The following is a 26,592-nucleotide window of genomic DNA, read 5'->3' as shown; positions in this document are numbered from 1 at the left end:
AAAAATATTATTCTATTGTATCAATATCAATAATTGTATAACGAAGAGGTTCACCACCATATGCTTCATCAAAAAGAATTTTTTCAGCACTTCCTTCTCTTTTATTTCCATCCTCACTTAGAATGCCAAGACCTTTTTTTATAGAAGCAACATATCTACCTAAATCAAACTCATCTCTTATGCGTCTTTCATTATTAAATAAATCTGAATATATATGTGAATATCTAAAAATAGTAGTTTTTACTTTTTTATCATTGTTATTTTTAACAAGATCTGCTTTTAGAATAATTCCTTCTTTTGTAATGAAATAAACTTCCCTTTCCCATTCATTATTTTTATTCAAAACTTTAGAATTTCAAATGACATAACTATAAATCTGATTTGTTTTTGGGCGATTAAAGGCACCTAGTTTTAATGCACTTTTTTCAACATCTTCATTTAAATGGTCAAATTCGCCTTTAAAACCATTAAATACTTCATAGTTTATAAAAGTAAAACGATCTAAATTGAATAGGAATCAAAGTCAATTTTTAGAGAATAACTCATCTAATTTTGTAGAGAAATTATCATATACTACATTTTCAGTAACATTATGTGATAAAGCAACTGCATTTGTATAGTATAAAGCTTCCTTAATTTCTTTTAGATATGATGAATCAAGATTTTTTTGTTCTTCTATATAATTAGTTCTTTTCTTCTCATCATCATAATTTAATCTCAATAATAAATCAATGTATTCATATTTTAGAAATGCTTCTCATTCTTTATTTTTACTTAGTTTTTTTTCATCCTTATCATTTGATTGATCTAAGGTTTCACTAAGTTCTTTATTAATATTTTTTACATCATTATTTTTAGAAATTGAACAAGAAAGCAAAACAAAAGGTAAGGAAACAAAAAGAGCTGATGAAACTAACATTTTTTTATTTCATTTTTTTAGTTTTTTCATATTCTTTTCAAACCTCCTTATCAATTAAAAAACCAAGTGCTGGAAAACCATTATTTCTCACTAACACATTCTCAAAACTATCATATCCAGCCTTATCTCCGTGAATAACACCTTGATGAATTGCATCTGAAAGAATTTTGATTGAGACCTCTTGTGTTCTTTTGCCTGCTTGCTCATTTCTTGGTGGAAAATAAATGAATTTATCAAAACTAAATTTTGTATCATTTTCATTTTTAGATACAAAAATTCGCATTAAGAAATCAAACTTTGATAGATAAAAAACAGCTTGACTTGATTCCCTTGATTCATCTCCTTCTTGAAAATGATTAAAATAATTATTTAGGAATGCTTTTTCTTTAGGTTGATATTCATCATTCAATTCTTTTATTTTTTCAATGAATTCTTTACTATGAGTTGCATACTTTTCATTATTTTTTGCTTCTTTAGTTGGAAGCATTCATCAACTATCATAAGTTCAAACAAATTCTTTAAGATTTTCTATGATAAACAACCAATTTTTTGAATAGAAATCCTGAAGTTTCTTTTTTATTTTATTTTTTTCTTCAGCGCCCTTATTTTTCATCTCAAAGAACTTTCTTGAAAGCTCTTTGAATTCTTTAAATAGATGTTTTGAATCTTCTTGACTTTTTAGAAAACTTACTTTTTTAACTTCATTAGTCTTGAAGGTTTTTTTAATAAGATCCTCAACAAATTTTTTAGTTCTTACTTCATCTAAAATTGCAGTATTCGAAGAGATATTAAATTTATTTTCAATCAATTTATTAGTATTATCTGGTAATCTAGTTGTAATACATGAAACTAAAAAAGAACTAGGAAGAAGACTAATAAATGAACTAACAATAATTAATTTATTTTTATTCTTCATCGATCAGCCTCATTACATATTTAAATATCTTTATTTTTTCTTTGTTTTCCTTAGTTAAGATTTCAAAAAGAAATTGATTATATTGATCTTTTGACTTATAAGCCATATAGTTTTGATCATTAAAATTTTTTATTATTATTTGGTCATCTATTTTGTTTGATATTTCTTTAAAAACATTGTTTAATATTCCTAAATAGTCTTCTACAAAATGATTTTCTCTTTCTTTTGCAATTTTTTCTTCTAAACTTTTTAGTTGGTTTTTTAGATTTTCTTTATGTTTAAAAATCAATAAATCGGGTGTCATTTCAATGACATTTTTATCTTTGCCATCTTCTTTTTTTGTATATTTTCAAAGTCTTATAACCTTGTTTTGATCATATACTAAATAGATCCCTTTTTTATTTTTATAAGAATTTATTTTTGCTAAATTGTCCTTAATTTGTTTTGTTATTTCATCCTTAGTAAAAATAAATTCTTCTTTTAATTTAGAAAAACTTAGAAAGTTTTCAAGTTTGTTATTTATTTCTTTATAAATTGATTCAATTTTAGACTTAACTTCTTCGATTTTTTTATTAAATGCTTCTTTAAATGTATTATCATCGTCATTCTTTTTCTTTTTTAAGGATTTCAAAGATTCTAATGTTTTAGTTACTTCTTCTGACTTTTCCTCTAGAAGTTCACTTATTTTTTCAATATATTCATTGAAATTCTTAGAAGTAAGTTTTAATTCATCTTGCTTGCTTTTATTTTCAGGTTTGATTTTTCATTCGTTGTATTTTTTTTCATCTAATTCAAATTTTTCAATGCTATCAATTAGTTTTGCAATCTTTTGAATTATGCTAACTCCAGGTCGTCATGTTACTCTAATAGTTTTTTCATCCGAACTATCTCACTTTAAAAGTTTGATTATGTTATTAATATTTGAAAAATCATTCTTTTTTACTAATTCATCTATCTGTTTGTCAAAAGCACTGCTTAATGTCATATCTGGAATATCAAATTCAAGAATTTGTGGGACTTTATTTCTTATTTGTTGAATTAAAGACCCATTTTCATTTCTAACAAGCTTATATTCATCAATCTTTTTATCATTTTTTTCGTGCAATGAATCGCCATATGGATGATATACAAATTTAAATTTATTAATGTTATTCATACTTCAAAGTCAATCTCTAGAAAGGGTATTCTTAATTGTTTGATTTGAATCATGAATTAAAATTTTGTATTCACCTGTTTCAATTGGATCATTGAAAACAAATAAGGGAGCATAAGTAAAAGCAAATTTAAGATCATGAATCTTTGAATGAGGAATATTTCTTTGATTTGATATGTATAAATCTTTTTTTGCTTTGTCATTATTAGAAACAAAGTTAATTAGTTGATTAATTCCAGGATTATTTTCAATTGAAACTTCGGTCTTTGGTTGTTCTTGTTGATTTGAATGATTGATATTAGTTGTTTTATAGCAACTTATTGTAATAAATGGCAATGATACAAATGAAAGACTAGTTATTATTTTTAATGATTTTTTCATAGAATAAATCTTCTAGTGATTGTTTTTTAATACCATTGTATAAAATATTGCCATTATGAATAAGTGTAACTGAATTAACATATTTATCAATTTCAGCTAAGACGTGAGAACTTATAAAGATAGTAATTTTTTCTTCATTGTTTAATTTCTTCAACAAACTAAAGAGTTCATATCTCGCTGTTGGATCTAAGTTAGCTGCTGGTTCATCCAAAATTAGTAATTTCGGATGATGGATCAAAGCCTGAATTAATAGAATTTTTTTCTTTTGACCAGATGAAAAGTTATATGGCCTATCATTAACTAAATTTTCGATATTGAATAATTTAAGATAATAATAAATTCTTTCTTTGATTTCTTTCTTCTTTATATTTGATAATAAAGCAAGATTATATAGATATTCATACACACTTAATTCTTTTGGAAAGTCTGCAACTTCAGGAATATAACCAATAATAGACTTTGATTCAGCATTTTTAATATCAATATTACTGATTAAAATATTACCTTCATAATTTATATAAGCCCCAATGATTGTTTTAATTGTTGTTGTTTTTCCTGCTCCGTTTTCACCAATAAAGGCATGAAAATCTCCATCTGTTACACTAAAACTAATGCTATTAATGCCACGATTTGTCTTTCCAAAGAGTTTCTTTAAATTGTTTACTTCTAAGATTTTATTCATTACTTATAATCCTTTCTTGTATACAATTTGAAAACCAAAGCAAATAAGACTCCAATAATTGCTAATCAGATAACAAAATAAATATTCTTATTAACAATTAATTTATCTCTTTTAATAGACTTAACTTCAGAGTTTTGGAATAAAAAGTTAGTATTACTTCCGTTTAACTTATATCTTTTTATAACCTTCGGTCTTGAATTAGTATCACTCTTTGGTCTAACATTTATATCAGTATCATAAGAACTATATCCACCAATTTTATAATCATAACCATCAAGTTTTAGAGTTACTTGATTATTTCCAAAAGTAGAATGTTTTGGATCCTTAATCATTGCATCAAATAGAATTGTATTTTGATAATTGAAATATATGTAATATAAAATTCCAATTGCAAAGTAGATTTTTCTCTCAGTTTCAGTTGCTATTTTTTTGTCTTTAACTGCATCGGGATTAAAAACAGTAATTGAGCTATCAATAATTTTTGCAATTTCATTGTTCTTATTATTTAGATATCCTGATATTTTATTTAATAGTAATCCATTGATTGCATTTAAATCTTTTAAGTTTTTGTTACTGATTTCTTTGTTTATTTCTTCTTTAACAAATGTCTTAACTATGGCATTAAATATATTTGATCTTAATAACTCATATACATAATCTCATTTGATTTTTCCCACAATATCTGGTGCATTTGATGTATATTCATCTTCTGGAAAGTCTTTATCAATGTCTTCAGCTCCATCCCTTGCATAAATTAAATCAGTTTCAATGACATTGTCAATTATTGATTTTGATTTTAAAATTCCCGGAACTATAAAAGTATTTATTACTTTGTTATCTAATCTTGTAGGGTATTTTTTTAATGATGCTTCGTTAGATAACTTATAGTTATAAGTTATATTATCTAGATTATTGTAATAAATATACTTATCAAGATTTGAAAATTTATTTTTTGAAACTGATTCAAAAACATTATTGTTTTTTTCATTAAAAATGTCAACAAATTGATAAGGAAGTGATAATCATGAGTAAATTTGTCAATCTTTTGATGACTTATCTGCTATGTTAATTACTGTTTGCAAGTATTTATTTTGTCCCTCACTAAATTGTTTTGCATTAGAACCATTTGGAATAATAAATAATTCATCTTGATTGTTATTCAAATAGAATAATTCAGTATTACTCATATTACCAGAAAGATGATTTTTTCTTTCTTCATTAATAAAATATGCTGCATTATTGATATTGCTTGTTGAGTTTGCTGAAATCAATGATCCACCCAAAGCAAGAGGAATAAATAAAACAAGTGGTATTGTCATTGCAATCTTTTGATTTAATTTATAACCTATTAATGCAACAATCAACCCAATTAACATATACAAATTAAGTCCTACAAATAGAAAAAGAGATGAATACTTGAACAAATTTGCAATTGAATAAATACCATATAATGAAATTAATGAACTAATAAATAGAATTCCTGACCAAATTAAACCATAAAAGAATAGAGTCAGTAGTTTACCTAAAACAAGATTTTTTCTTGAAATTGGTTTAGAGATACCAAGGAGTTCGATACCTTCTTTTTCCATATCTTTAAAAATATTTAAAGATTTAATTGAAGCAAAAATAACTGTCGTTGTGCTCAAACCTAAAATATATAAAAAAGATGAAAGTTCTTTATATGCTTCAGGTACTACAAATTTAAAAACAAATCCAATAATCAATGACGCGATCAATACAATTGAAGGCAGAATGATTGAGTTTTTTCGTTTAAGATTTGTATTAAAAGTGAATCTAGAATATTTAAATACTGATACTTTCATATGTCTTAATAACCTTTCTAATACAAAAATTGTAGCATTTTTTTTATAATTATAGTTTTATTTTTTATGTAATTTTTTACTAATTTTTATTAGTTTTTTTAGTTCTAAAATTTAAGTATGTAGAAAATAAAAATAGCAAACATTTAGTAAAAAAAATAGAAGATGTAAAAGTGTACATCCCTATTTTTTTATTGAGTTTTTTATTTAATTAGTTTGTTTCATTATCTTTTGAATCTGAATCATTTTTATTTTCTTGAGGTTGTTGATTTTTGATAAATTCCATTGCTTGTGCTAGTTTTTGTTCAAATTCATTAATTTTCTTTTCTAATTCATCAAAATTTTTATCAACAATTAGTTTTTGAATTTCTTCTTTTTCTTTCTTAATTTCAGTTAGTTGTGATGGATCTAATTTTTTAGCTTCCTCAGATTCAATTGATTTATCAATTTGATGAACAATTTGTTCAGCTCTAACTGTTAATTCAACTTCGTGACGTTTTTTCTTGTCAGCTTCTCTATTTAATTCAGCTTCCTGAACCATTTTTTCAACATCTTCTTTTGATAAAGCAGATGTATTTTGTATAGTAATACTTTGTTCTTGGTTAGTATTTTTATCTTTAGCTGTTACTTTTGTAATTCCATTTACGTCAATTGAGAAACTTACTTCAATTTGAGGCACTCCTCTTGGTGCTGGCGCAATACCACTTAAATCAAATCTTCCTAAGAATTTATTGTCATGAGCCATTTGTCTTTCACCTTGAGTTACAACAATCGAAACTGATGTTTGATTATCAGCTGCAGTTGAAAAAATTTGACTTCTTGTGACTGGAATTGTTGTATTTCTTGGGATAAGAGGAGCAACGATATCACCTTCAACGACAATTCCCAAAGTTAATGGAGTAACATCTAATAATAAGACATCTTGAATATCACCAGCTAAAATAGCTCCCTGAATTGCAGCACCAACACTAACTACTTCATCAGGATTAATTGATTTATTTGGTTTTTTACCTGTTATTTTTGCAACTAATTCTTGAACAATAGGCATTCTTGTTGAACCACCAACTAATAACACTTCAGTAACATCATTTCAACTTAGTTTAGCTTGTTCTAAAGCATCAATTAATGGTTTCTTTGTTCTTTCAAGTAAATCAGAAGTCATTGCTTCAAATTCTGATCGCTTTAGTTCAAGTTCAACATTGATTGGGCCATTTGCATTCATAGCTAAAAAAGGAAGGGAAATATTTGCAACCATTGATTCGGATAAAGCAATTTTTGCTCTTTCAGCTTCTTCCTTTAATCTAGCCATTGCCATTTTATCATTTTTTGGATTGTAATCATATTTGGCAGTAATTTCTTTAATTAATCATTCAACTATCTTATTATCTCAATCGTCACCACCTAAATGGTTATCTCCTGAAGTAGATAGAACTTCGAATGTTCCATTTTCCATTTCAAGAATTGAAACATCAAATGTACCACCACCTAAGTCAAATACTAAAATACGGTGATTTTCATCTTTTGATTTATCAAGTCCAAATGCTAAGGCAGCTGCAGTTGGTTCGTTAATGATTCTTACTACATCAAGTCCAGCAATAATACCAGCGTTCTTTGTTGCTTCACGTTGTGCATTGTCAAAATAAGCTGGCACAGTAATAACTGCTTTTTTAACTGGACTTCCAATCTTTTTTTCAGCATAATCTTTCATATAAGATAGAATCATTGCACTAATTTCTTCGGGTTTATATTCTTTTTGATTTGCTTTGATTGTCGAAGCACTACCCATTAATCTTTTAACTGAGGCAATACTATCTGGATTAGTTTCTAGTTGTCTTTTTGCATTTTCTCCAATAATTGTTTCATTATTTTTAAAAGCTACAACAGATGGAGTTGTACGTTTTCCGTTAGGATTTTCTAAAACTTTTGGGTTATTATTCTCAATAATCGAAACAACTGAGTTAGTTGTACCTAAGTCAATACCTAAAATAATTTCTTTTGCCATATTTAATCTCTTAATCTCCTTGTTTAATATATCTAGAAAAAAATATATTTAGAAGTTATCCAATATAATTTCCAAGATTATTTTATCATACTTTTTAGCACTTTCAAAAAAAGAGTGCCAATTTTTTTATTTGTTAATTTTTTTATGTTTTTATTTTGCTTAGTTATATATATTAAGGATATTTAATATTAATTCTTTATGGTAATCATATGATAATTGCTAGTTATCAAAGTACTAGAAATTGTTAGCATATTCTTTAAATCTGAATAAAAATAACGAATTTTAGGTCTTAATATTTATAATTAATGTTGTTAAAATCTAAATAAATTAAAATAATTAATCTTAATTTAGGAAAAATTATGGGAAATAAAAAACACACAGGTCACTATATTGCTTATGTTGTATTATTCTCATTAACAGTGATTTGAATATTTGTAACATTAGCAACACTAGGTTTTCTAGTTAATGTAAATCAAAAGGCACCAGAAGCTGCTAAGACAACAAATTTAGTAAGTGCTACAGCGATTGCTTTCTGAGTTGTTTTAGCTTTACTAAGCTTATCAATGTTTATTGTACAAATCATTGCAACAATTAAGGCCTTTATCCAAGGTTCAATCTGAGGTGGAATTCTATACATAATTGGTTTTGTCCTAACACCATTTGCTCTAATTGCCTCAGTAGTTGCAGCGGCACATTCACCAAAAATGTAAATAAACATACCAAATAAAATTTTTTATAAAAAAATGCTTAAGGATTTCTTAACACACTTAAGCATTTTTTATTTTTTTAGTTAGTAAGATTAAGTTTAATAGATTCATTTTTTCTTATATACTTAAAAGATACTAAAAATATTTATTGTTTAATTTTGAATTAAAAATATATGTGAGGAATTATGAAAAATAAAAATAAATCCTTAGTAGTAATTACTGGAGCAAATTCTGGGATTGGACTTGCTTGCGTTAATTTATTTCTAGAAAAAGGGTTTTTAATTTTAGCTATTGATAAAGAAATTGACGTAATTAAAGAAATACAATCAAATAACCTTATCGTTAATAAAGTTGATGTAAAAGACTATCAAGCACTTAAAATAAGTATTATTGAAGCTGAGGATAAATTCGGGCCTGTAGATTTACTTATTAATAATGCAGGTGTGATGTATCTAGAAAGATATGATCGCCAGGATTTAAATGAAAAATATGATATGTTAGATACAAATATTAAAGGTGTAATCAATGGCATGGATGCAGTATTGCATAGTATGGTTGAACGAAATTGGGGAACAATAATTAATATTTCAAGTGTCGCAGGTAGATACACTTATTCAAATCACGCAGTTTATAATTCAACAAAATTTGCCGTCAATGCTGTGACTGAACAAATAAGAAGAGAATTAGCTAGCACAAAAATAAGATTTTGCCTTATTGAACCAGCAATAGTTGATACCAATCTCCTAGAAAATACAAAAAATAAAGAAATATACGACGATTATAAGAAATGAAGAGATGAAATTAATGGTGGACTAAAACCAATAACAATTGCTGAAACAGCATTTTATGTTTATTCACTACCGCAAGAAATTTCAATCAAGGAAATAATGTTATCTCATACTAATGAAACTGACGTTTAACAATTTTTAAAAATTAATAAGCAATGCAATAAAATAAATATATGTATGAATTATATTTTAGTTATTCAACCCACTTCATTCATACATAATTTATCATTTATAATTAGGAATAAATAAATTGCAAGAAAAAGAATATAATAAGGAAAAAAAGATTCATATTGCTAACATTGTTCTATCGTCTATACAACCATTTAGTTTTGTTCTACTATTTTTGCTTATTTTTCCATTTAGTTTATTGTCACCAGATAGCGCAAGTCCTTCACATCGATCGACAGTCATGGTTACAATATTAATATTGGTTTCACTAAGTTATTTGGCTTTATTAATTACAGGTTTCATATTTGAAATCTTTGGAACAATTTATGCAAGTAAACGTGACTTAACAATAGCTATAATATTGTACATTGTTGGTTTCTTTGTATTCCCATGTACAATAATTGCTGCTGCCTTATCACTATCAGGACTTAAAAAATATAAAATAGAAAATTCCAAGTCTGATAACACAATGCAAACAGATCTTTCACAAACCTAGAATAAAAAAATTGAGGTTAAAAATTACCTCATTTTTTATATATATTTTTTTGCTGTTCGCTAAAAACATGGCCTCTTACTTCACTTTCATATTCAGCGCATCTTTTAACTAAATATGAAAATGCGAAATCAAAATTTTCAAAACTTAATTTTCTTATTTTCTCAATGCCCTCTCAGCGTCTGCCTTTACTAATTTTGTCTGCTACATACAATATCTTATCAAGCACACTTAATTCCATGTCTAAGGAGGTGTGCTTTTTAATCGCATTTAGTACTTCTTCGTTATTATATTTATATTCATCACGAAGTCAGTAATAAGCTGTGGTTTGATGCAATTTATATACTTCTAGATTACTCTTATCGTAACCATATTTCTTTAAAAATTCATATGACTTTTCGATATCTCAAAATTTAGTTATATCATGTGCCATTCCAGCCTGATAAGCATTTTTTATTTTATAATCTAATTTTTTTGCTAGATTAACCGCGAATTCTGCTGTCCAAGTAAGATGAAAATAACGAAATTGTTTATCCTTGTTTTTAGGATCAAATAGCATATTTTTTGCAAGATCATTAAAATATAAGAAATTCTGTCCAATATATTCCTGAACTACATTCTCAACCATTCAAAAATTACCCTTTTTGTATTCAGTTGATGAATAATTTCATACTGGATTTTCTAATAACTTAACATTATATTTTTTAATGTTTATTTTTGAATATTTATTGCCCCGATTAAAAGCTACTAATTGAACTTTCTTAGCAATGTCATTAATATTTTTTCATTTATTTAATGTATTAATATTATCAGTTCCAATTAAAAAATATACCTCATCATCAGGAAACTTGCTTCGAAAATAATTTATTGTATCTATCGAGTAAGAATTGCCTTTTCTATTTGTTTCAAATTGCGAAATAAACATCTTATCTTCTAATACAAATTCAATCATTTTAATTCTATGTTTGGAATCAACATACTCGCTTGCATTCTTTAGTGGATTCTTATTTGAAGGAACAAAAAATAACTTATCAAGTTTTAGATTTGATATTGCAAATTTGGCAACTTCAATATGTCCTTTATGAATTGGATTGAAACTGCCGCCATAAATTCCTATTCTCATTCATCCTCCAAATTTATTTTTTTGTTATAAGATTTTGTATTTTTTCGTAAAAATCTTATATTTTCTGAATTTTTGTTAATTTCTTTTTTATATTGATCAAGAGTTTTAAGGGTATTTTTTCCTATTGCAAAATTATTCTCTGAAATTATTCTTTCGACTAAATTTTTAGATTCAACATCAAATAAGTTTAATGAATTACTATCATCGAAGATTGAAACTAATGAACTAAGTGTGACACCAAGACCTCTCACTTTATTATCATCTCATAAATTGATAAATAAATTGGATATATATTTTCATAGAATATTAAAATCATTAGTTAAACTTGGCATTTTTTTATTTCTATGAATTCAAATTCGATCCTGATTTCTTATTGAAATTGAAATTTCTTTACCTTCTAAATTTAGGTCTTTGGCCCTTTCGGAAATATTTAAGGTAATTATTTTTAATTCATTGAGTAATATATTTAAATTATCATAATCTTCATTCATAAAGGTTTTTGAGTTACTAATACTTTTTACATCAGTGGATAATATATGTTGTTTGCTATTTTCACCTTTTAAATCATTAATAAAAAGGTAGTAATTTTTTCCAAATATATTTTTTAATAAAATATCATTTTCACAATTAATCAAATCTTCATAAGTATTTATATTATTTTTTTGTAATTTAGGAGCTATTCCTTTACCAACCCCAAAAATTTTGTTAACTGGAAGATTATAGAAGTTTTGTTTTATATCCTTTTTAGTAGTTTCAAGAATTCCAAATGGTTTTATCTTATTAGTTGACATTTTTGCTAGGAATTTTGTATAAGAAATTCCAATTGAGCATGGAATTTTAAAAACCTCAAGAATTTTTGTCTGAATTTCTTTTGCCATCGTATGTGGCGAATGAAATTTTTTAACTTCATCAGTAACATCAATATAGCATTCATCAATTGAGTATATTTCTATCTTTGAACTAAAAAATTCTTCAATGAATTGAAATATCTTCTTTGATACTAATGAATATAACTCATAATGTGGTTCAATAATAATTAGATTTTTTATCTTATCTTTTACAAGATAAAATGGGTCACCAACCTTGAAACCTTGATTTTTTACTTCATATGACATAGCAGTAACAATTGCCCGCTTTGAATTTGAGGCAATAATTACTGGTTTGTTATTTAATGTCTCATTTTTTGAACGCTCACAGCTTACAAAAAATGAATCCATATCAATGTGAAAAATAATTCTACCCATTTAATCCTTTTTTAAATGCACGATAAACTATCGATGCACATTCTAAACGATTTAGATGAACCTTAACATTTTCAAAAACACACAATTCACCTAATTCAATATCTTTGTTATGGTCAGCCTTATTGATTAATTTAAAATAATTATCTAGTATTAAATTTATTTCATTTTTACTCTTATTTATAAGTTCTTTAATCATTATTTCAATACTTGAAAGAAATATAGCACAACCAATTGCATAATATTTGGCATCAGTTAAAATATTATTTTGAAAGGTTAGATGCAACTCAATTTCATCAACACAGATTGAAGAATGCTCAGATATACCAGAATTTTCTTTCCTATCTAATTTATATTTAGGATTTGAATAATTCTCAAAAATTATTTTTTGCTTTTCTTGGTTATTATAGAATTTCAATGAAATTGCCTCCATCTCTTAAGGTGTCAACTAATATATCGATATCTTTTTTTGTATTATACATTGCTAAAGATACTCTAACATAAGAGTTAGTATATTTATCTATATCCTTAAACTTATAAGAACAAAATGAACCAGAACGTACATATATATCTCTATTTCCTAAATATGATGCTACATCTTGCGATGGAATATTTTTAAAATTAAATAAAATTATTTCATCGCCTCTTTTTGATGCAATTTCAACATTATTTATTTTTAAAAGTTTATCATATGCATAATTTGCAAGTTCTTTTTCATACGCTATAATTTCTTCAATTTTAAATGAACTAAAGAAAGAAACTGCTTCTCCTAATTGAACAATTCCAGCAAAATTTGGTGTTCCAGGTTCTCATTTAGTTCCTAATTTTCTAAGATTTCAATCAAAATTTTCATAGATATCTTGTACCTGACCACCTCCAAATTTTATTGGAGAAAGTTTTTTTAGTAAATCTTCCTTGATAGCCAAAACTCCTATGCCTGTGGGCCCATATAATTTATTAGCTGAGAATACTAAAACATCACAATAGTTAAAATTCACTTGTTCATGCACAATTGCTTGCGCTGCATCATTAATTAAGATTGCTTTATATTCTTTACATTTTCTATAGATTTCAATCAAATTATAGTCAACTTGAAAGTTATTAGTTTTTTGTGGAATCACAACAATTTTAGTATTTGCATCTATTGAGTTAAGTATATCTTTCTCAGTTTCAAAATATTTAATCTCAATATTCTTGTTCTTAAAATTTTCAAGAAATGGAACAATTGCGGATGAGTGATTGAAATAACTTAATAATATTGTTCCTTGATCAATAATTTTTGATAGCATCATTGCAATTTGATTGAGTCCATCAGTGGTACCCTGACTAAAAATAACCTCATTTGATTTTGAATTAATTAATTTCGCAACTTTTTTTCTTACTTCATTGATCATTGAACTAATCTTAATACCTAATTTTGAATCAGATGTCCTTGTTGAAATTGAATATTTTTCATAAAACTCAGTGCCTTTATTAATTACAACCTGTGGTTTAAATGTTAAGGCAGCATTGTCTAAATAAACAATATTTGAATTATTTTTAAACATTGGGAATAATTTCTTCATATCTAATTCAAACATTATCTATTTTTTCTCCTTCTTAAAATATGCTAAATATTCAATATTCTTTGACTTATCACCCAAAATTGGACTTCTTATAATTTCTTTTTGTAGTACAAAATTATTTAGTTTTGCAATTTCAATAATTTTATTTTTTAAATATGGATGATATTTTTCATCAACATATCCACCAGGTTCGACATATTTTTTACTTGCTTCAAATTGTGGTTTTATTAAGACAATTAATTTAGTATTATTATTAAAAGTTTTGTTACATACTTCAAAAACATGCTTAAGACTTATAAAAGAAACATCACATGTAACTAATTCAATATCCTCACTAAATAAATTACTTGTTATATTTTTTAAATTTGTCTTTTCATACACAACAACTTTTTTATTTGTGCGTAATGAATAATCTAATTGATTTGTACCTGAATCTAATGCATAAACTTTTTTTGCTTCATTTTCCAAAAGAATCTGAACAAACCCTCCAGTTGAGGAACCAATATCCAGGCAAACTAGATCTTTGGGACTTATTTGAAATTTTTCAATTGCTTCTTTTAATTTATAAGCGCCTCTTGAGACGTATTTTTCTTTTTGATATTGAACTTTTATGTTAACTGATTCATCATATCTTGTCGTTGCTAAAAATACTTTTTCATTATTAACATAAATACGACCTTGCATTGCCAAAGATTCTATAGTCTTATCGTCAATGTCATATTGTTTTTTAATTAATTCTTTTAAACTAAATTTCATATCTTATCTATTAATTATTTGTTTAGATACTTTATCTAAAATACCATTTATAAACTTATAATCATCATTAGGTGATAATAATTTTGAAATATTAATCATCTCATTGATTACAACCTTTGGTTCGTTATAACTTAATTCATAAATACCAAAAATAATAATTGCTCTAGCTAGTGGACTAATACGTCTTCACTCTCATGAATTTAATAAAAACTTTCTTGCAATACTCTTAAGTGTTTCATATTTACTTTCAATTAATTCAAGTGTCTTTAATTCATCTTCATTTACTATATTTAATTTATTATTTATTATCTCCGCAGTACTTAGATTAGTTTCAAAAAGTTCAAACTGATAAATATAATTAATAATATTTTTTCGAAAATGGTATTTTTTAACTAAAAAATTACTCTTAGTTTGAATATCCTTTTTAGTCTCCATTGTTACTCCCAAATATTAATTAATTTTATTTTCTTATCATTTTTGTTCTTAGTTAATTTAAACAATACTGCATTAAGTTCACATTTATTAGTTGATACCTTAAATGGCACTCTTGCATCATATCGCATTTTTTGATACACTTCTTCAAAATTTGAACCGATTGCACAATCTCTTGGTCCACACATTCCAACATCAGTTACACAATATGTACCATTAGGTAAAAGTCTTGCATCATTAGTTTGCACATGTGTATGTGTGCCAAAAATTGCATCCACTTTACCATCAACATAAAGTGAAAAAACTGACTTTTCTGAAGTAGTTTCAGCATGAAAATCAATTATTCAATAATCTGCTAAGTTAGGATTATAAACCTCATCGAATTTATCGAAAAAATTATTAGCTGCTTGTTGTTTTCACGGTTCTAACAATGGATTGAATGTAATTCCCATAAATGACATAATTGCAACTTTATTACCCTTAACATCAAAGAATCTAATCCCTTGTCCCTCATATCCATCATCAATATTGATTGGACGTATAAGGTCATTGTTATTAATGATCTCCATGATTTCTTTTTTTGCCCAAACATGATTCCCAAGTGTGAAGGCATCAATCCCCGATGCCTTCAATTCGTAGTAATCATCAGGAACAAAACCTTTTCTTCCCGATACATTTTCAGCCTGGGCAACAACAAAGTCGACATCATTATCATCAATTAAATTTCTAAGATGTTTTTTTACAAAATCTATGCCTGGTTTGCCAAAAATATCGCCAAGAAATAAAACATTCAAATTTTCCTTTTTCATAGTACTAAATTATATATAATTTACTACCTTTATAAACTAACTTATTTTATTAAAAAATCATGCAGAATAAATTAAGTTTTAAATATAAATAAGATGCTTAATCATTACTTAATTTGCCAATAACTAAGTTATAAATTTCATCATATAAGTTCTTATTAGTTTGTAATAATAATGATAAATTTAGTTGTCCTTGTGCAATATTTTCACCATTATAACTATATCAAGACCCTCTTCGATTGATAATTTGATATGCTTCAGCTAGTTGAATTACTTCGGAAACTTTTGAAATACCTTTTGAAAATATAATTTCAATTTGTGTACTCTTATATGGCGGAGCTAACTTATTTTTTACAACCTTGCATTTTATTTGATTACCTGTTATATCTCCATTGTTCGTTATATTTTGAACTTTTCTAACTTCTAATCTAATCGAAGAATAAAACTTAAGCGCCTTACCTCCGGTTGTTGTTTCAGGATTACCAAATAAAACACCAATTTTTTCTCTTATTTGATTTAAGAAAATAATAGCCGTCTTATTTTTTGATAACGTCCCTGTAATCTTTCGAAGTGCTTTAGACATAAGTCTTGCTTGCGCCCCAATAGTTTGATCTCGCATTTCCCCATTTAGTTCAACTTCAGGCACTAATGCCGCAACTGAATCAACCACAATTAAATCAATTGCTCCTGTTTTTACTAGTCGGTCTACAATCTCGAGTGCTTCTTCTCCTGAACTAGGTTGTGCTAAAATTAAATTTTTAATATCAACACCTAAATTTCTTGCATAGATTGGATCGATTGAATGCTCAGCATCAATGAAAGCTGCAATTCCTCCAGTTTTTTGTATTTCAGCAATTGCATGTAATGCTAATGTTGTTTTTCCACTACTTTCAGGTCCAAAAATTTCAATAATTCTTCCTTTGGGCCATCCACCAATTCCTAAGATATTATCAATACAAAGTGACCCTGAACTAAAGGTATCAGGAATTATACTAGGTTCTTCTCCTAATAGCATAATTGATTCTTTGCCAAATTCCTTTTCAATCTCTTTTAGAATTAAACCAATATCAATTTGTTTTTTTTCCTTGTTATCATTCATTTTTTTGCCTCCAATCTATATTTTTATCTATATATAAACAAAAATTTACAACTTGGGAAAAACTAGCGAAAAAAGTAAGAAAAAAGAAACATTTACCTTTTTTTAAACTCTAAATGTTTCTTCAAGTTTTTTAATTGCTCAATCCTCAACTTTGAATGAGAAAGTAACATTTTTTATGTTATCATCTTTCGAATAAATATCAATAATTTGGTAGGAATGTATTCCTTTTATTGATTCAATCTTATTTACTATATCTTGAACGGATTCATACTTCGATAATGAAACTGTAATATCTCTAGTTTTAATCGGATCATGCTTATAGTTTTTATATTCAATTTTCTTATTCGATAGCATGTTTAGTTTCAATTCAGCAAAGAAAGCATCTTCCATGTTAAATTTAGGATGAATTTTTGCAATATATCCAACTAGTTCATCATCTAGAAAAATTTCAGTGGCAACATTTGGATTAAAAATGTCTTTATTAGTTGACTTAAAAGTTAACTTTCTATTTGTTAGTGAAATAAGATCTTCTTTAATCTCATTAAATTCCTTATTATTTGAAATTAATCCTAAAACATTTGTCTCTCTTCCAACCATGCCAATGTCAAAATAAGATCCCTTTTCAAATCCTTGTTTACTATTATGTAACAATATTTGATTTAAACTATCGATCATTGAAAATCTAATTTGAGAGTGATCATAGTTTTTTGCATCAATTGCATTTAAGGTTTCTTTAATGTCAAATGGATTAAAAATGTTGTTCTCTGGTTTTATTAATGTATATGTAATTACATTTGTGTAATTTTTTTGAACAAGTGTTTGTATATAATCAAAGGTATTGGATTTTTCATAATTTAACCTTGTTATTTTAGGTTGTTTTTTAGGGAAATTATCATAACCATAGAATCTAAATACTTCTTCAACAAAGTCTTGAATTGTATCTAGATCGTAACGATAATTTGGAAATGTTACAGCTGAAAAATCGGACTTAAATTTAAAGTCTAGTTTTTCTAATTTAGCTATTACTTCATCAAACTTCTTTGTTTTACAAATATTAAAACCAGCCATCCTATTAATATAACTTTTGTCTAGCAAAATTGATTTCTTATGTACCCTTGGTGCATTTATTTGCATTGAAAAATCAGTTAAATAACTACTTAAAAAGTTATAAGCTAAAATAAGCAATTCATTGGAAATGTCTTTGCTTGCTCTTTGTGATGAAGCTGTTGCTAGTTTAATTTGCTTTGAATTCTTTCTAATGTCATTAGTATTGAATGAAGCTAACTCAAAGATCACTTTTTGGCTAAGGTTATTATATTGATATGATTCAAGTCCAATTGTTGCTGCAATTGAAATTGGATTAGATCCATTAAACACACACAATCCACTTTTTAAATCAACTTCCTTATTACCTAAGATATTTAATTTTCCTGAATAATAACCAACGCTAAAATCATTTGATTCTAAGTCATCTTTATTATATATATGACATGGAACACCACAATATAGTAATACTAAATTAGTTAAATCAACTGCATTATTAAATGACTTGATTCCATGTTTTCATAGTAGCATTTTTTCATTTAATGAGCAATTTAAATTGAAATTCGAAGCTTCAATTAGACTAAATGCATTCGTATGTTTAAGATTGCCTACAATAAAATTAGAAATAAGATTATGGTTTGGCTTTTTTGGTCATTTGATTTCAGTATTGAAATATGCACTCAATTCTTTAGCCATTACTAAATATGACTGAGCATCCGCGCGATTTGAAAGAATTGATACGTCAATTATTCAATCATCTAAATCAAAATATTCAATTGGATCAATACTTAAATCAATCTTGTCAAGTTGAAAAATTTGATTTTTTAGAGTTTCAGGAATAACTTCTTCATCAAAACCAATTTCACTAAGTCCAACAAACATTCCCTCCGAAACAATTCCTTGCATTTTTCTTGGTGCAAAAATTAAATTTTTGCTTCTTGACCCTGGCACAAATGACATAACATACTGATCTTCTTTCATATTTGTTGCTGTTGTTTGAATAATTGCTTTATGCCCATCAGCATATTCAACTTCACAAACACTTAAACGATCAGCAGCTGGATTTTTATAAACTTTTAATACATGACATAACTGTATTCCTTCAACATCAGCAAATTTATGATATTCCTCAACTTCAAAACCGATTGAATTAATTCCCTCAACTACTTGTTCAATCGTAACATTTTTTAAATTTGCTAATCTACATAAATTTTTATAGGAAAATATCATATTTACTCCTTATTTAAATTGCTTTAGAAATCTTATGTCATTTGTATATAATTCACGAATGTCATCAATTCCATATTTAATCATTGCTATTCGTTCAATTCCAATTCCAGCAGCAAAACCTGTCATTGAATTTGTATATCAAGCAGCTCTTAAAACTTTTTCATTTAACATTCCTGCCCCTAAAACTTCAATCCATTTATCTTTATAGAATATATCTACTTCAACACTGGGTTCAGTGAATGGAAAATATGAAGGACGCAATCTTATTTTTATTTCTTGCTCAAAAACATATGAAAGCATTTCTTGCAATGTATAAATCAATGAAGAAAATGAAACATTTCCAACGTTAACTAAATCTAGTTGTGTAAATTGATGAGTATGTGTTCTATCTTCTTCATCATTTCGATACACTCTTCCAATAGCAAATTGAGAAAATTCTTGATTTGCATATTTTTCTAATGCTCTTGCACTAATGCCTGTGTTATGTGTTCTTAATAATTCAAAATTATTTAGATACAAAGAATCTTGCATTTCTCTTGCAGGGTGAGTAGAAGGAATATTAAGATTTTCAAAATTATACTTATCGTTTTCTATTTCTGAGTAGCTTAATTCAATATACCCATTCATAAGTAATCATTCTCTAAAACGCATTGAAACTAAATTAACTGGGTGAATGATTCCATCAAAAGAAACTGGAGTTGCATAGTCAACAAATTCATTGCTTAATTTTTTAGATATTTCTAGATCATTAAGTTTTTGTTTGGCTTCATTAAAAAACATCTCTGCTGCATTTTTTAATTCTTGAATTTTTTTACCTATCTTTGCCTTATCTTCCTTAGAAGCACTCTTTAATTGTTCAATCAAATTATTTAATTCATCTGAATTATTGAATTGATTTTTTGCTAACTTTAAATCTTCCAAAGAATTAATTTTATCTAAGTCAAACATTCCTTACTACTCCTTATTTTTGATTTTATTTCAATATTCTTTTATTTTTTTCTCTCATCCTTGATCTTGGAATGAATATGCTTTAAGTTTAATTAATTCGTTAGGCAAATAATCTTGTGAAACTCAGTGGTCTATATAATCATGTGGATATTTATAACCAATACCACGACCTAATTTTTTAGCTGATTCATAATGAGCATCCTTTAGATATAAGGGAGGTTCATATATGTAATTATTATCAATTATTTGTCTAATGTTATTGATTGCCAAATATGCTGAATTGGATTTTGGACTCAATGCAATGTTTAGAATTGCAAATCCTATTGGTAAGTATCCTTCAGGAAGTCCTAGTCTTTCAAATGATTGAATTGCCATTTGTGTTTGAAGTCCACACATTGGATTAGCTAATCCAACATCTTCGTATGCCGCGCATAGCATTCGACGAAACAAATCATCAACATTGCCGGTTTTTAAAATTAAAAGTCCCCAATATAATGCTGCATTTGGGTCTGAACCACGAAGTGATTTATGAAATGCACTAAGTAAATCATAATGTGAATCACCATCTTTATCAGAAAAGAAATTAATGCTTGGAATTATTTCTTTAATATGTTCAAGATTAACTTCAGATTCATCACTTAATTTATTGATTAATTCAACAATATTGATAGCTACTCGAAAATCACCGTTTGACTGAGTAGCAATAAATTCTTGAATTTTTTCATCAAACAATCAATTAATCTTTAATACATTAGCAATATTAAGTAACTTCTTTTTAATTTCATTTTTTCCAGGTACTTCTAATTCAATAATATGTGCCCTTGAGCGAAGTGCTGGGTTTAATTTAAAGTATGGATTTTCTGTCGTGGTTGCATATATGGTAATCAATCCATCTTCCAAATATGGAAGTAAAATATCTTGCTTATCCTTATTTAAGCGATGAATCTCATCAATAATTATGATGTCATTATTTTTAATTTTGACTAATAGTTCTTCTTTTTTATCAATTGCTGCATTAAATAAGTCGTAATTCACATTCATTGAATTTGCTAAGATATTTGCAATTGTACTTTTTCCAACACCAGGTTTGCCATAAAAAATAAACGAAGAAAAATCACGATTTTTAATAATTGATTTAAAGAGCTTTCTTTTGGCGTCTGAACATATAAAATCATCTAAGTTATCAGGTCGCATTTGACTTGCCAAGTTTATATTCATGTATTTAATTATATCTAAAAAATACTGTAAGTTTTTTATAGAAGAATAAACAAAATTATTTATTTTATAAATAAATATTTTAATAATAGATGACTAAAAAAAGGACACTAAAATAAGACAAAAAAAAATTAAAGCCAATTTCAAAAAGGCTTTAATTTTAGTTTAAATTCTATTATTATTTTTCGCTTGATGTTTCAACTGCAGGTTTTATTTCTTTAGTTGTTGCTACATCTTTTTTAACGAATTCTTTTTTTACTGAACCAATGTAAGGTAAGATTGCTACAGTTCTAGCTCTTTTAATTGCTAGTGCAACTGCTCTTTGATGCTTTGCACAAGTTCCAGTAATTCTTGATGAAATGATTTTACCTTGTTGATTTACTAATTTTGATAATAATTCTTCATTCTTATAGTCAACATAAACAACAGGAGATTTATTTAAACAAAATTGACATGGACGTTTACGAACAAATAGTTTTTTACGAACAATTCTAGCCATTTTTTTCTCCTATTTTAAAGATCTCAGGTTAAACCATCATAATTGATATCTGAATCATCTTTTGATTCATCGACAATTTTTGATGTACTTTGAGTAGTTTGTTTTTTTTCTTCGTCAGAAATACTAAATTCTTTTTCAAATTCACTATTTTTTCTTCTTAAATCTCTAACTTCTTTTGTTTCAAGAGGTTGAATTCGATCTGCATTTACCACATATGAATTGATTGGTTGACCATTTTGGTCAGTCAATCTTGAAGATTGAAAACTTCCTTCGACTAAAATAAGTGATCCTTTATCTAAGAATTTATTAATGAATGTCGCATTTGATCTTCATGCTACACATGGAACAAAGTCAGAAACTGGTTCACTATTAGGTAGAGCATATTCTCTTCTTATGGCAACAGTGAATCTTGAATATTCAATATTGGATGCTGTAATGCCTTTGAATGGTTTAGATGCTAATCTACCTACCAAAATAACTTTATTCATAAGTATCTCCTTTAAGAAAAACTAAAACTTAACTACGCTTCAGTTGATTCGTTTTTAACTGATGTTGGTTGTTCTTGTTTCTTTTCGTCTGTTGTTTGTGTTGATTGTCTATTATCTTGTCTTTCAAAAGTTCTTTTATTATCAAAATTTCTTCTTACAAATCTTTTTTGTCTTTTTGGTCTTAAACCTTTTTCTGAATCTAAATTAATTACTAGACTTCTTAAGATTGATTTATCAATATTAAATTTTCTAGTTAATTCTTTAACTAATTCAGGATTAGTTCTTGTGTGTACAAGGTAATAAGTTGCATGTGTTAATTTTTTAATTGGATATGCTAATTCAGTTCTCTCTAATCTTTCGAATTTTGTGCTTTTTTCATCCAGAACTGAAAATAACAATTCCTTAACACTTTCTTCTTTAGATGTAGGGTTAACTAAAATCATAATTTCATATTTTGACATTATAGTTTTTTTCTCCTTTTGGACTTTTGGACCTTTTTGGCCAAGGAGTCTCACCCTTTTTTTGTTAAATTAAATAGCTTTTACTCTATTTTAACTTAATAATTATATACTAACTTATATATTTATATATCTTAGTTAAATATGTAATTACCAAATTATTAACTATTTTTTTAAAAATAACTAAATTTCTAATTTTTCAATAATTTTCTTCGTTGTTTTGAATGATATTTTTGCAACATTATATAATTCTGACTCACTAAATTTTTTAATAAATTTGATGCCTAAATCTATAACCAAATTACTTGCTCCTAAAATAAAGGGGAAGTCTTGGTATTCTTTTTTTTGTTCGCGCATTTTTTTTAGCAGGATATATCTAGCCATCATTGATGCACATGCAACACTCAAATATTTTTCTTCAGCTTGCACTTCTAAGATGAGCTTAAAATTATTTAGTTCTAAATTACTACTAATTAATTTCTTTTCCTTTAACTTCACAAGATGTTTCTGCAAATTTACTTCTGTTGCATATTGATCAATTACTATTCTTAAATTTCTATTTAGAGTCTTTCGCAATCTTATTATTGAATTAAAATGGATTAAGGTCTTTATTGCGTTATTGTTAATTCCTAATTTAGTTAGATCATTATAATTCTTTTGATACAAAGTTGTATCTTTAAAAATCGCAAGTTTATTTTCAATGATTATTTCAATCAAATCAATTATTTTGGAATCACTTAGTTTTTTACTATCCTTAATTCCTAGTTCTTTTATTCTTTTTATATTTTCTTTAGGAATAAAACACGCAACCGAAATGATAGGACTAAAATAATCTCCTACTCCTGTTTCATCAACCCCAATGTATTCTAATTCAAAATCATTCATTTTATTTTTCATCTTTACTATAGAAATTATCAGCACTAACTGTTTTTAGATTTTGATTTGACTTAATTCTTCTTTCTTTAGCCATTTCAATGTATTTATTTGGATTATCCAAAAATTCATCTATAAAGTAACCAACTGCCCCTTCTTTGTTTGTTTGTTTCATAACAACTGTTGAAACAGCTTTGATTGCTTGTTCAGCGTTAGCTGGTGCAACACCAACATTCCCTATATCATACATACTTAAATCGTTATATGAATCACCCATTACAATTGTGTCGTCAATGTCAATGTTGTAATATCTCATCATTAGTGAAATAACTTTACCTTTGTCAACACCAATTGAAGTAATATCAAACACTGGACTTAAACCTTCACCTTTTGATCAAGATGAAAATTCTCCTAGGTCACCGTATCTTCTTTTTAGATATGTTAATAGGTCTAAGACATTTGTTGTTGGTTGACAATCAAAAACAATTCCAGTTGGTTTTAGTGGTAATTTTTCTAAATTAATTGATTCTTTAAATTTAGTTGCTTGATTAAATCCAAATACTTTTTCAAGATGTGGATCACGATGCATTAATTGTACTCAATCTGGTCCTTCAATTGCATAATTTGAAATTTCATTTTTTACTTTTGGGTCTCCCAAAATATATAAAACTTCATTTAAATCTAGATATGTAATTGTTGGAATAAAGAACGGATCAGCTGGGTTATGAATATGAGCACCATTATAGTTTCCTACAATTGCATTTAGACCTAATTTTTCATAAACCGGCATTGTCGATCTTCATGGTCTACCTGTAATAATAGATACAATGTGTCCTTCCTTAACAGCTCTCTTAATTGCTTCTTCTGTCTTTGGGTGTACAGTTCCAGCACCTGAATCAGCTAGAAGAGTACCATCTAAATCAAGAGCAAATAAGAATCTTCTTTGATTTGAGACTTTATTAAAAGCCATTCTAATATCCTTTCAAATATTTAACTTTATTAATACTAATTTTCTTAATTAGTAAATTTCCTATATTTCCTATTTAAACGACAAAAAGAGACTATTGCCTCTTTTTTTATTTTTTGGTTCCAAAAATACGGTCTCCAGCATCTCCTAATCCTGGAACAATATAATCATCATCATTTAATTCTTCATCTTTTGTTGCTAAGAAAATATCTACTTCAGGAAATTCCTTATTAATTCTATTAATTCCTTTATCTACACCTAAAAGACATAATAATTTAATGTTGGAAAAACCATTATTTCTAAGTTTTTTTATAGTATGAAATGCCGAACTTCCAGTTGCCAACATAGGGTCGACAACAATTATGTAGCTATCTTTTGAGACTTCAGGAATCTTGTAGAAATATTCAGATACTTTTTTTGTTTCTTCATCACGATACATCCCAATGTGACCAACACGAGCTTGTGGAATTAGATTTAAAATTCCATTTACCATTCCAAGTCCAGCACGTAGAATTGGAATTATTACAATTTCTTTATCAAGTTGTTGTCCATTAAAAATATGTCCTATAGGAGTCTCAACAACTAATGGTTTTGTTTTATAATCTCTTAGCATTTCATAAACCATTAACGAAGTAATCTCATCTAGATTCTGCCTAAATTCATTATTACTTGTATTTTTATCTCTTAATTTTGTTAACTTAGCATCAATAAGAGGATGTGAAAATATTTTTACCATAATTTTGTTACTACTTTTTATTTATTGTTTTTATTGTTTTAAATATTAATTTTAAATTTCATTGAGTTTATTTAATCTATAGAAAGTCTTAATAGTTTGAACTATTATCAACTTTTCCTTCCATAATTACAACTGACTTAGATGTTCCTAAACGGTTTGCTCCAAGTTCAACCATCTTTAATGCATCTTCTTTCGATTTAATTCCACCAGATGCCTTAATTAACAAGTTATCCTTTGCAACTTCCTTCATAATTTCAACATCTTCAAATGATGCACCACGGAATGAGAAACCAGTTGATGTTTTAATAAAATCTGCACCAGATTGTAATACTAATTCGGTTGCCTTTGCAATTTCTTCTTTGGTTAATAATGCTGTTTCAATAATAACTTTAAGAACCTTGTTTCCACAAACTTCTTTAATCGCTTTAATTTCATTCAAAACATATTCATATTGTTTGTCCTTAAAACGACCAACATTCATAACCATATCAATTTCATCAGCTCCGTGTTCCAAAGCTATTTTTGTTTCAAATACCTTAACACTTGTAACATTATATCCAAGTGGGAAACCAATAACAGTACAAATTAAAACACTAGAGTCTTTTAATTGTTCTTTAGCATATTTAACATATGATGGAGCAATACATACTGATTTAAAATCATATTTTAATGCTTCACCAATCAATTTGTCAATATCCTTTGTTGTTCCTGCTTGACCTAAAAAAGTGTGGTCAATCATTTTATTTTGCACAGTCCCCCAAAAACCGGACAAAAAAGTGGAGGATTTTTTCATGCAAAAATATACATATGAATTAAAGAAAGAAATTATTTTTGATTACTTATTAGGGTCTTCTTTAACGGAAGTTTCCAAGAAATACAAGATTAATATAAACACAGTAAATGGTTGGATAATTAAATATAAAAGATTTGGATTAACTGGATTAAAAACCAGAAAAAATAATTCTTCGTATAGTTTACAATTTAAACTCAAAGTTATCGAATATAAACAAAAAAGTGGACTTACATATTTAGAAGTAGCCAAACATTTTGGCCTTAAAGAATTATCAATCATATATGCCTGAG

At 26.8% G+C, this 26,592-nt stretch carries 28 protein-coding genes; 4 read left to right on the top strand and 24 right to left on the bottom strand.

Going from position 1 to position 26,592, the window contains the following annotated elements; translation table 4 throughout:
- Positions 1 to 7: 7 nt before the first annotated feature.
- The 6 genes from BCF89_RS08050 to dnaK form a co-directional block, all read right to left on the bottom strand.
- On the bottom strand, positions 8 to 949 hold the full coding sequence (locus BCF89_RS08050) for an aromatic motif membrane protein (RefSeq protein WP_111518518.1): 942 nt from the start codon (positions 947 to 949) through the stop codon (positions 8 to 10).
- Complete coding sequence (locus BCF89_RS01920; RefSeq protein ID WP_111518516.1) at positions 924 to 1,835, bottom strand: aromatic motif membrane protein; 912 nt, start codon at positions 1,833 to 1,835, stop codon at positions 924 to 926. Before BCF89_RS01920 ends, BCF89_RS08050 begins: the two co-directional genes overlap by 26 nt.
- Entirely contained in the window at positions 1,825 to 3,369 is a 1,545-nt protein-coding gene (locus tag BCF89_RS08045) for an aromatic motif membrane protein (RefSeq protein ID WP_111518514.1), read from the bottom strand. Before BCF89_RS08045 ends, BCF89_RS01920 begins: the two co-directional genes overlap by 11 nt.
- Complete coding sequence (locus tag BCF89_RS01910; RefSeq protein WP_111518512.1) at positions 3,341 to 4,051, bottom strand: ABC transporter ATP-binding protein; 711 nt, start codon at positions 4,049 to 4,051, stop codon at positions 3,341 to 3,343. Before BCF89_RS01910 ends, BCF89_RS08045 begins: the two co-directional genes overlap by 29 nt.
- On the bottom strand, positions 4,051 to 5,874 hold the full coding sequence (locus BCF89_RS08040; RefSeq protein WP_111518510.1) for an ABC transporter permease: 1,824 nt from the start codon (positions 5,872 to 5,874) through the stop codon (positions 4,051 to 4,053). The genes BCF89_RS01910 and BCF89_RS08040 overlap by 1 nt, the downstream gene beginning before the upstream one ends.
- 208 nt (positions 5,875 to 6,082) lie before the next feature.
- The gene (dnaK, locus tag BCF89_RS01900; protein WP_111518508.1) at positions 6,083 to 7,873 is read right to left on the bottom strand and encodes a molecular chaperone DnaK; all 1,791 of its coding nucleotides are present in this window, start codon (positions 7,871 to 7,873) and stop codon (positions 6,083 to 6,085) included.
- A 359-nt stretch (positions 7,874 to 8,232) separates the two neighbouring features.
- On the opposite strand from dnaK, the gene BCF89_RS08035 reads away from it, so the two are divergent.
- From BCF89_RS08035 to BCF89_RS01885, 3 genes are all read left to right on the top strand, one after another.
- A complete protein-coding gene (locus BCF89_RS08035; RefSeq protein ID WP_111518506.1) occupies positions 8,233 to 8,583 on the top strand; it encodes a hypothetical protein in 351 nt (116 codons plus the stop codon).
- Between the two features lie 182 nt (positions 8,584 to 8,765).
- On the top strand, positions 8,766 to 9,500 hold the full coding sequence (locus tag BCF89_RS01890; RefSeq protein ID WP_111518504.1) for an SDR family oxidoreductase: 735 nt from the start codon (positions 8,766 to 8,768) through the stop codon (positions 9,498 to 9,500).
- Between the two features lie 118 nt (positions 9,501 to 9,618).
- Entirely contained in the window at positions 9,619 to 10,032 is a 414-nt protein-coding gene (locus BCF89_RS01885) for a hypothetical protein (protein ID WP_111518502.1), read from the top strand.
- Positions 10,033 to 10,048: 16 nt separating this feature from the next.
- On the opposite strand, the gene BCF89_RS08030 is transcribed toward BCF89_RS01885, so the two are convergent.
- From BCF89_RS08030 to deoC, 18 genes are all read right to left on the bottom strand, one after another.
- Entirely contained in the window at positions 10,049 to 11,152 is a 1,104-nt protein-coding gene (locus BCF89_RS08030; protein ID WP_111518500.1) for a nicotinate-nucleotide adenylyltransferase, read from the bottom strand.
- Positions 11,143 to 12,396: a Y-family DNA polymerase gene (locus tag BCF89_RS01875; RefSeq protein WP_111518498.1), complete on the bottom strand. Its 1,254-nt coding sequence runs from the start codon at positions 12,394 to 12,396 to the stop codon at positions 11,143 to 11,145. The genes BCF89_RS08030 and BCF89_RS01875 overlap by 10 nt, the downstream gene beginning before the upstream one ends.
- On the bottom strand, positions 12,389 to 12,811 hold the full coding sequence (locus tag BCF89_RS01870) for an iron-sulfur cluster assembly scaffold protein (protein ID WP_111518496.1): 423 nt from the start codon (positions 12,809 to 12,811) through the stop codon (positions 12,389 to 12,391). Before BCF89_RS01870 ends, BCF89_RS01875 begins: the two co-directional genes overlap by 8 nt.
- Positions 12,798 to 13,973: an aminotransferase class V-fold PLP-dependent enzyme gene (locus BCF89_RS01865; protein WP_211305411.1), complete on the bottom strand. Its 1,176-nt coding sequence runs from the start codon at positions 13,971 to 13,973 to the stop codon at positions 12,798 to 12,800. The genes BCF89_RS01870 and BCF89_RS01865 overlap by 14 nt, the downstream gene beginning before the upstream one ends.
- A 3-nt stretch (positions 13,974 to 13,976) precedes the next feature.
- Positions 13,977 to 14,714, bottom strand: coding sequence for a TlyA family RNA methyltransferase (locus tag BCF89_RS01860; RefSeq protein WP_111518494.1), 738 nt, complete (start codon positions 14,712 to 14,714; stop codon positions 13,977 to 13,979).
- A gap of 3 nt (positions 14,715 to 14,717) precedes the next feature.
- Positions 14,718 to 15,149: a transcription antitermination protein NusB gene (locus BCF89_RS08025; protein ID WP_111518492.1), complete on the bottom strand. Its 432-nt coding sequence runs from the start codon at positions 15,147 to 15,149 to the stop codon at positions 14,718 to 14,720.
- Between the two features lie 2 nt (positions 15,150 to 15,151).
- Positions 15,152 to 15,955: a TIGR00282 family metallophosphoesterase gene (locus tag BCF89_RS01850; RefSeq protein WP_111518490.1), complete on the bottom strand. Its 804-nt coding sequence runs from the start codon at positions 15,953 to 15,955 to the stop codon at positions 15,152 to 15,154.
- 97 nt (positions 15,956 to 16,052) lie between these two features.
- Complete coding sequence (gene recA, locus BCF89_RS01845) at positions 16,053 to 17,051, bottom strand: recombinase RecA (RefSeq protein WP_111518488.1); 999 nt, start codon at positions 17,049 to 17,051, stop codon at positions 16,053 to 16,055.
- Positions 17,052 to 17,153: 102 nt separating this feature from the next.
- Positions 17,154 to 19,325, bottom strand: coding sequence for a phenylalanine--tRNA ligase subunit beta (locus BCF89_RS01840; protein ID WP_111518486.1), 2,172 nt, complete (start codon positions 19,323 to 19,325; stop codon positions 17,154 to 17,156).
- Between the two features lie 9 nt (positions 19,326 to 19,334).
- A complete protein-coding gene (gene pheS / locus BCF89_RS01835; protein WP_111518484.1) occupies positions 19,335 to 20,273 on the bottom strand; it encodes a phenylalanine--tRNA ligase subunit alpha in 939 nt (312 codons plus the stop codon).
- A gap of 6 nt (positions 20,274 to 20,279) precedes the next feature.
- The gene (locus BCF89_RS08020) at positions 20,280 to 21,491 is read right to left on the bottom strand and encodes a replication-associated recombination protein A (protein WP_111518482.1); all 1,212 of its coding nucleotides are present in this window, start codon (positions 21,489 to 21,491) and stop codon (positions 20,280 to 20,282) included.
- 175 nt (positions 21,492 to 21,666) lie between these two features.
- A complete protein-coding gene (gene rpsR, locus BCF89_RS01825; protein ID WP_111518480.1) occupies positions 21,667 to 21,987 on the bottom strand; it encodes a 30S ribosomal protein S18 in 321 nt (106 codons plus the stop codon).
- A gap of 14 nt (positions 21,988 to 22,001) precedes the next feature.
- Entirely contained in the window at positions 22,002 to 22,475 is a 474-nt protein-coding gene (locus BCF89_RS01820) for a single-stranded DNA-binding protein (RefSeq protein WP_111518478.1), read from the bottom strand.
- A gap of 32 nt (positions 22,476 to 22,507) precedes the next feature.
- Positions 22,508 to 22,936, bottom strand: a complete 429-nt coding sequence (rpsF, locus tag BCF89_RS01815; protein WP_111518476.1) for a 30S ribosomal protein S6 — start codon at positions 22,934 to 22,936, stop codon at positions 22,508 to 22,510.
- Positions 22,937 to 23,116: 180 nt separating this feature from the next.
- Positions 23,117 to 23,830 (bottom strand): ribonuclease HIII, encoded by a 714-nt coding sequence (locus BCF89_RS01810; protein ID WP_241856559.1) that lies wholly within the window; start codon positions 23,828 to 23,830, stop codon positions 23,117 to 23,119.
- Positions 23,820 to 24,776, bottom strand: coding sequence for a Cof-type HAD-IIB family hydrolase (locus BCF89_RS08015; protein WP_111518474.1), 957 nt, complete (start codon positions 24,774 to 24,776; stop codon positions 23,820 to 23,822). The genes BCF89_RS01810 and BCF89_RS08015 overlap by 11 nt, the downstream gene beginning before the upstream one ends.
- 106 nt (positions 24,777 to 24,882) lie before the next feature.
- Complete coding sequence (gene upp, locus BCF89_RS01800; protein WP_111518472.1) at positions 24,883 to 25,509, bottom strand: uracil phosphoribosyltransferase; 627 nt, start codon at positions 25,507 to 25,509, stop codon at positions 24,883 to 24,885.
- A gap of 88 nt (positions 25,510 to 25,597) precedes the next feature.
- Complete coding sequence (gene deoC / locus BCF89_RS01795; protein ID WP_241856554.1) at positions 25,598 to 26,248, bottom strand: deoxyribose-phosphate aldolase; 651 nt, start codon at positions 26,246 to 26,248, stop codon at positions 25,598 to 25,600.
- 52 nt (positions 26,249 to 26,300) lie between these two features.
- Here deoC and BCF89_RS01790 point away from each other — a divergent pair.
- Positions 26,301 to 26,592, top strand: a 292-nt coding sequence (locus BCF89_RS01790) for an IS630 transposase-related protein (RefSeq protein WP_146236472.1), incomplete at its 3' end; no start/stop codon positions are given.

The organism is Metamycoplasma auris, from assembly GCF_003253435.1.
Taxonomy (GTDB): Bacteria; Bacillota_I; Bacilli_A; order Mycoplasmatales; family Metamycoplasmataceae; genus Metamycoplasma; species Metamycoplasma auris.
This window is presented reverse-complemented; position numbering and strand designations above follow the sequence as displayed.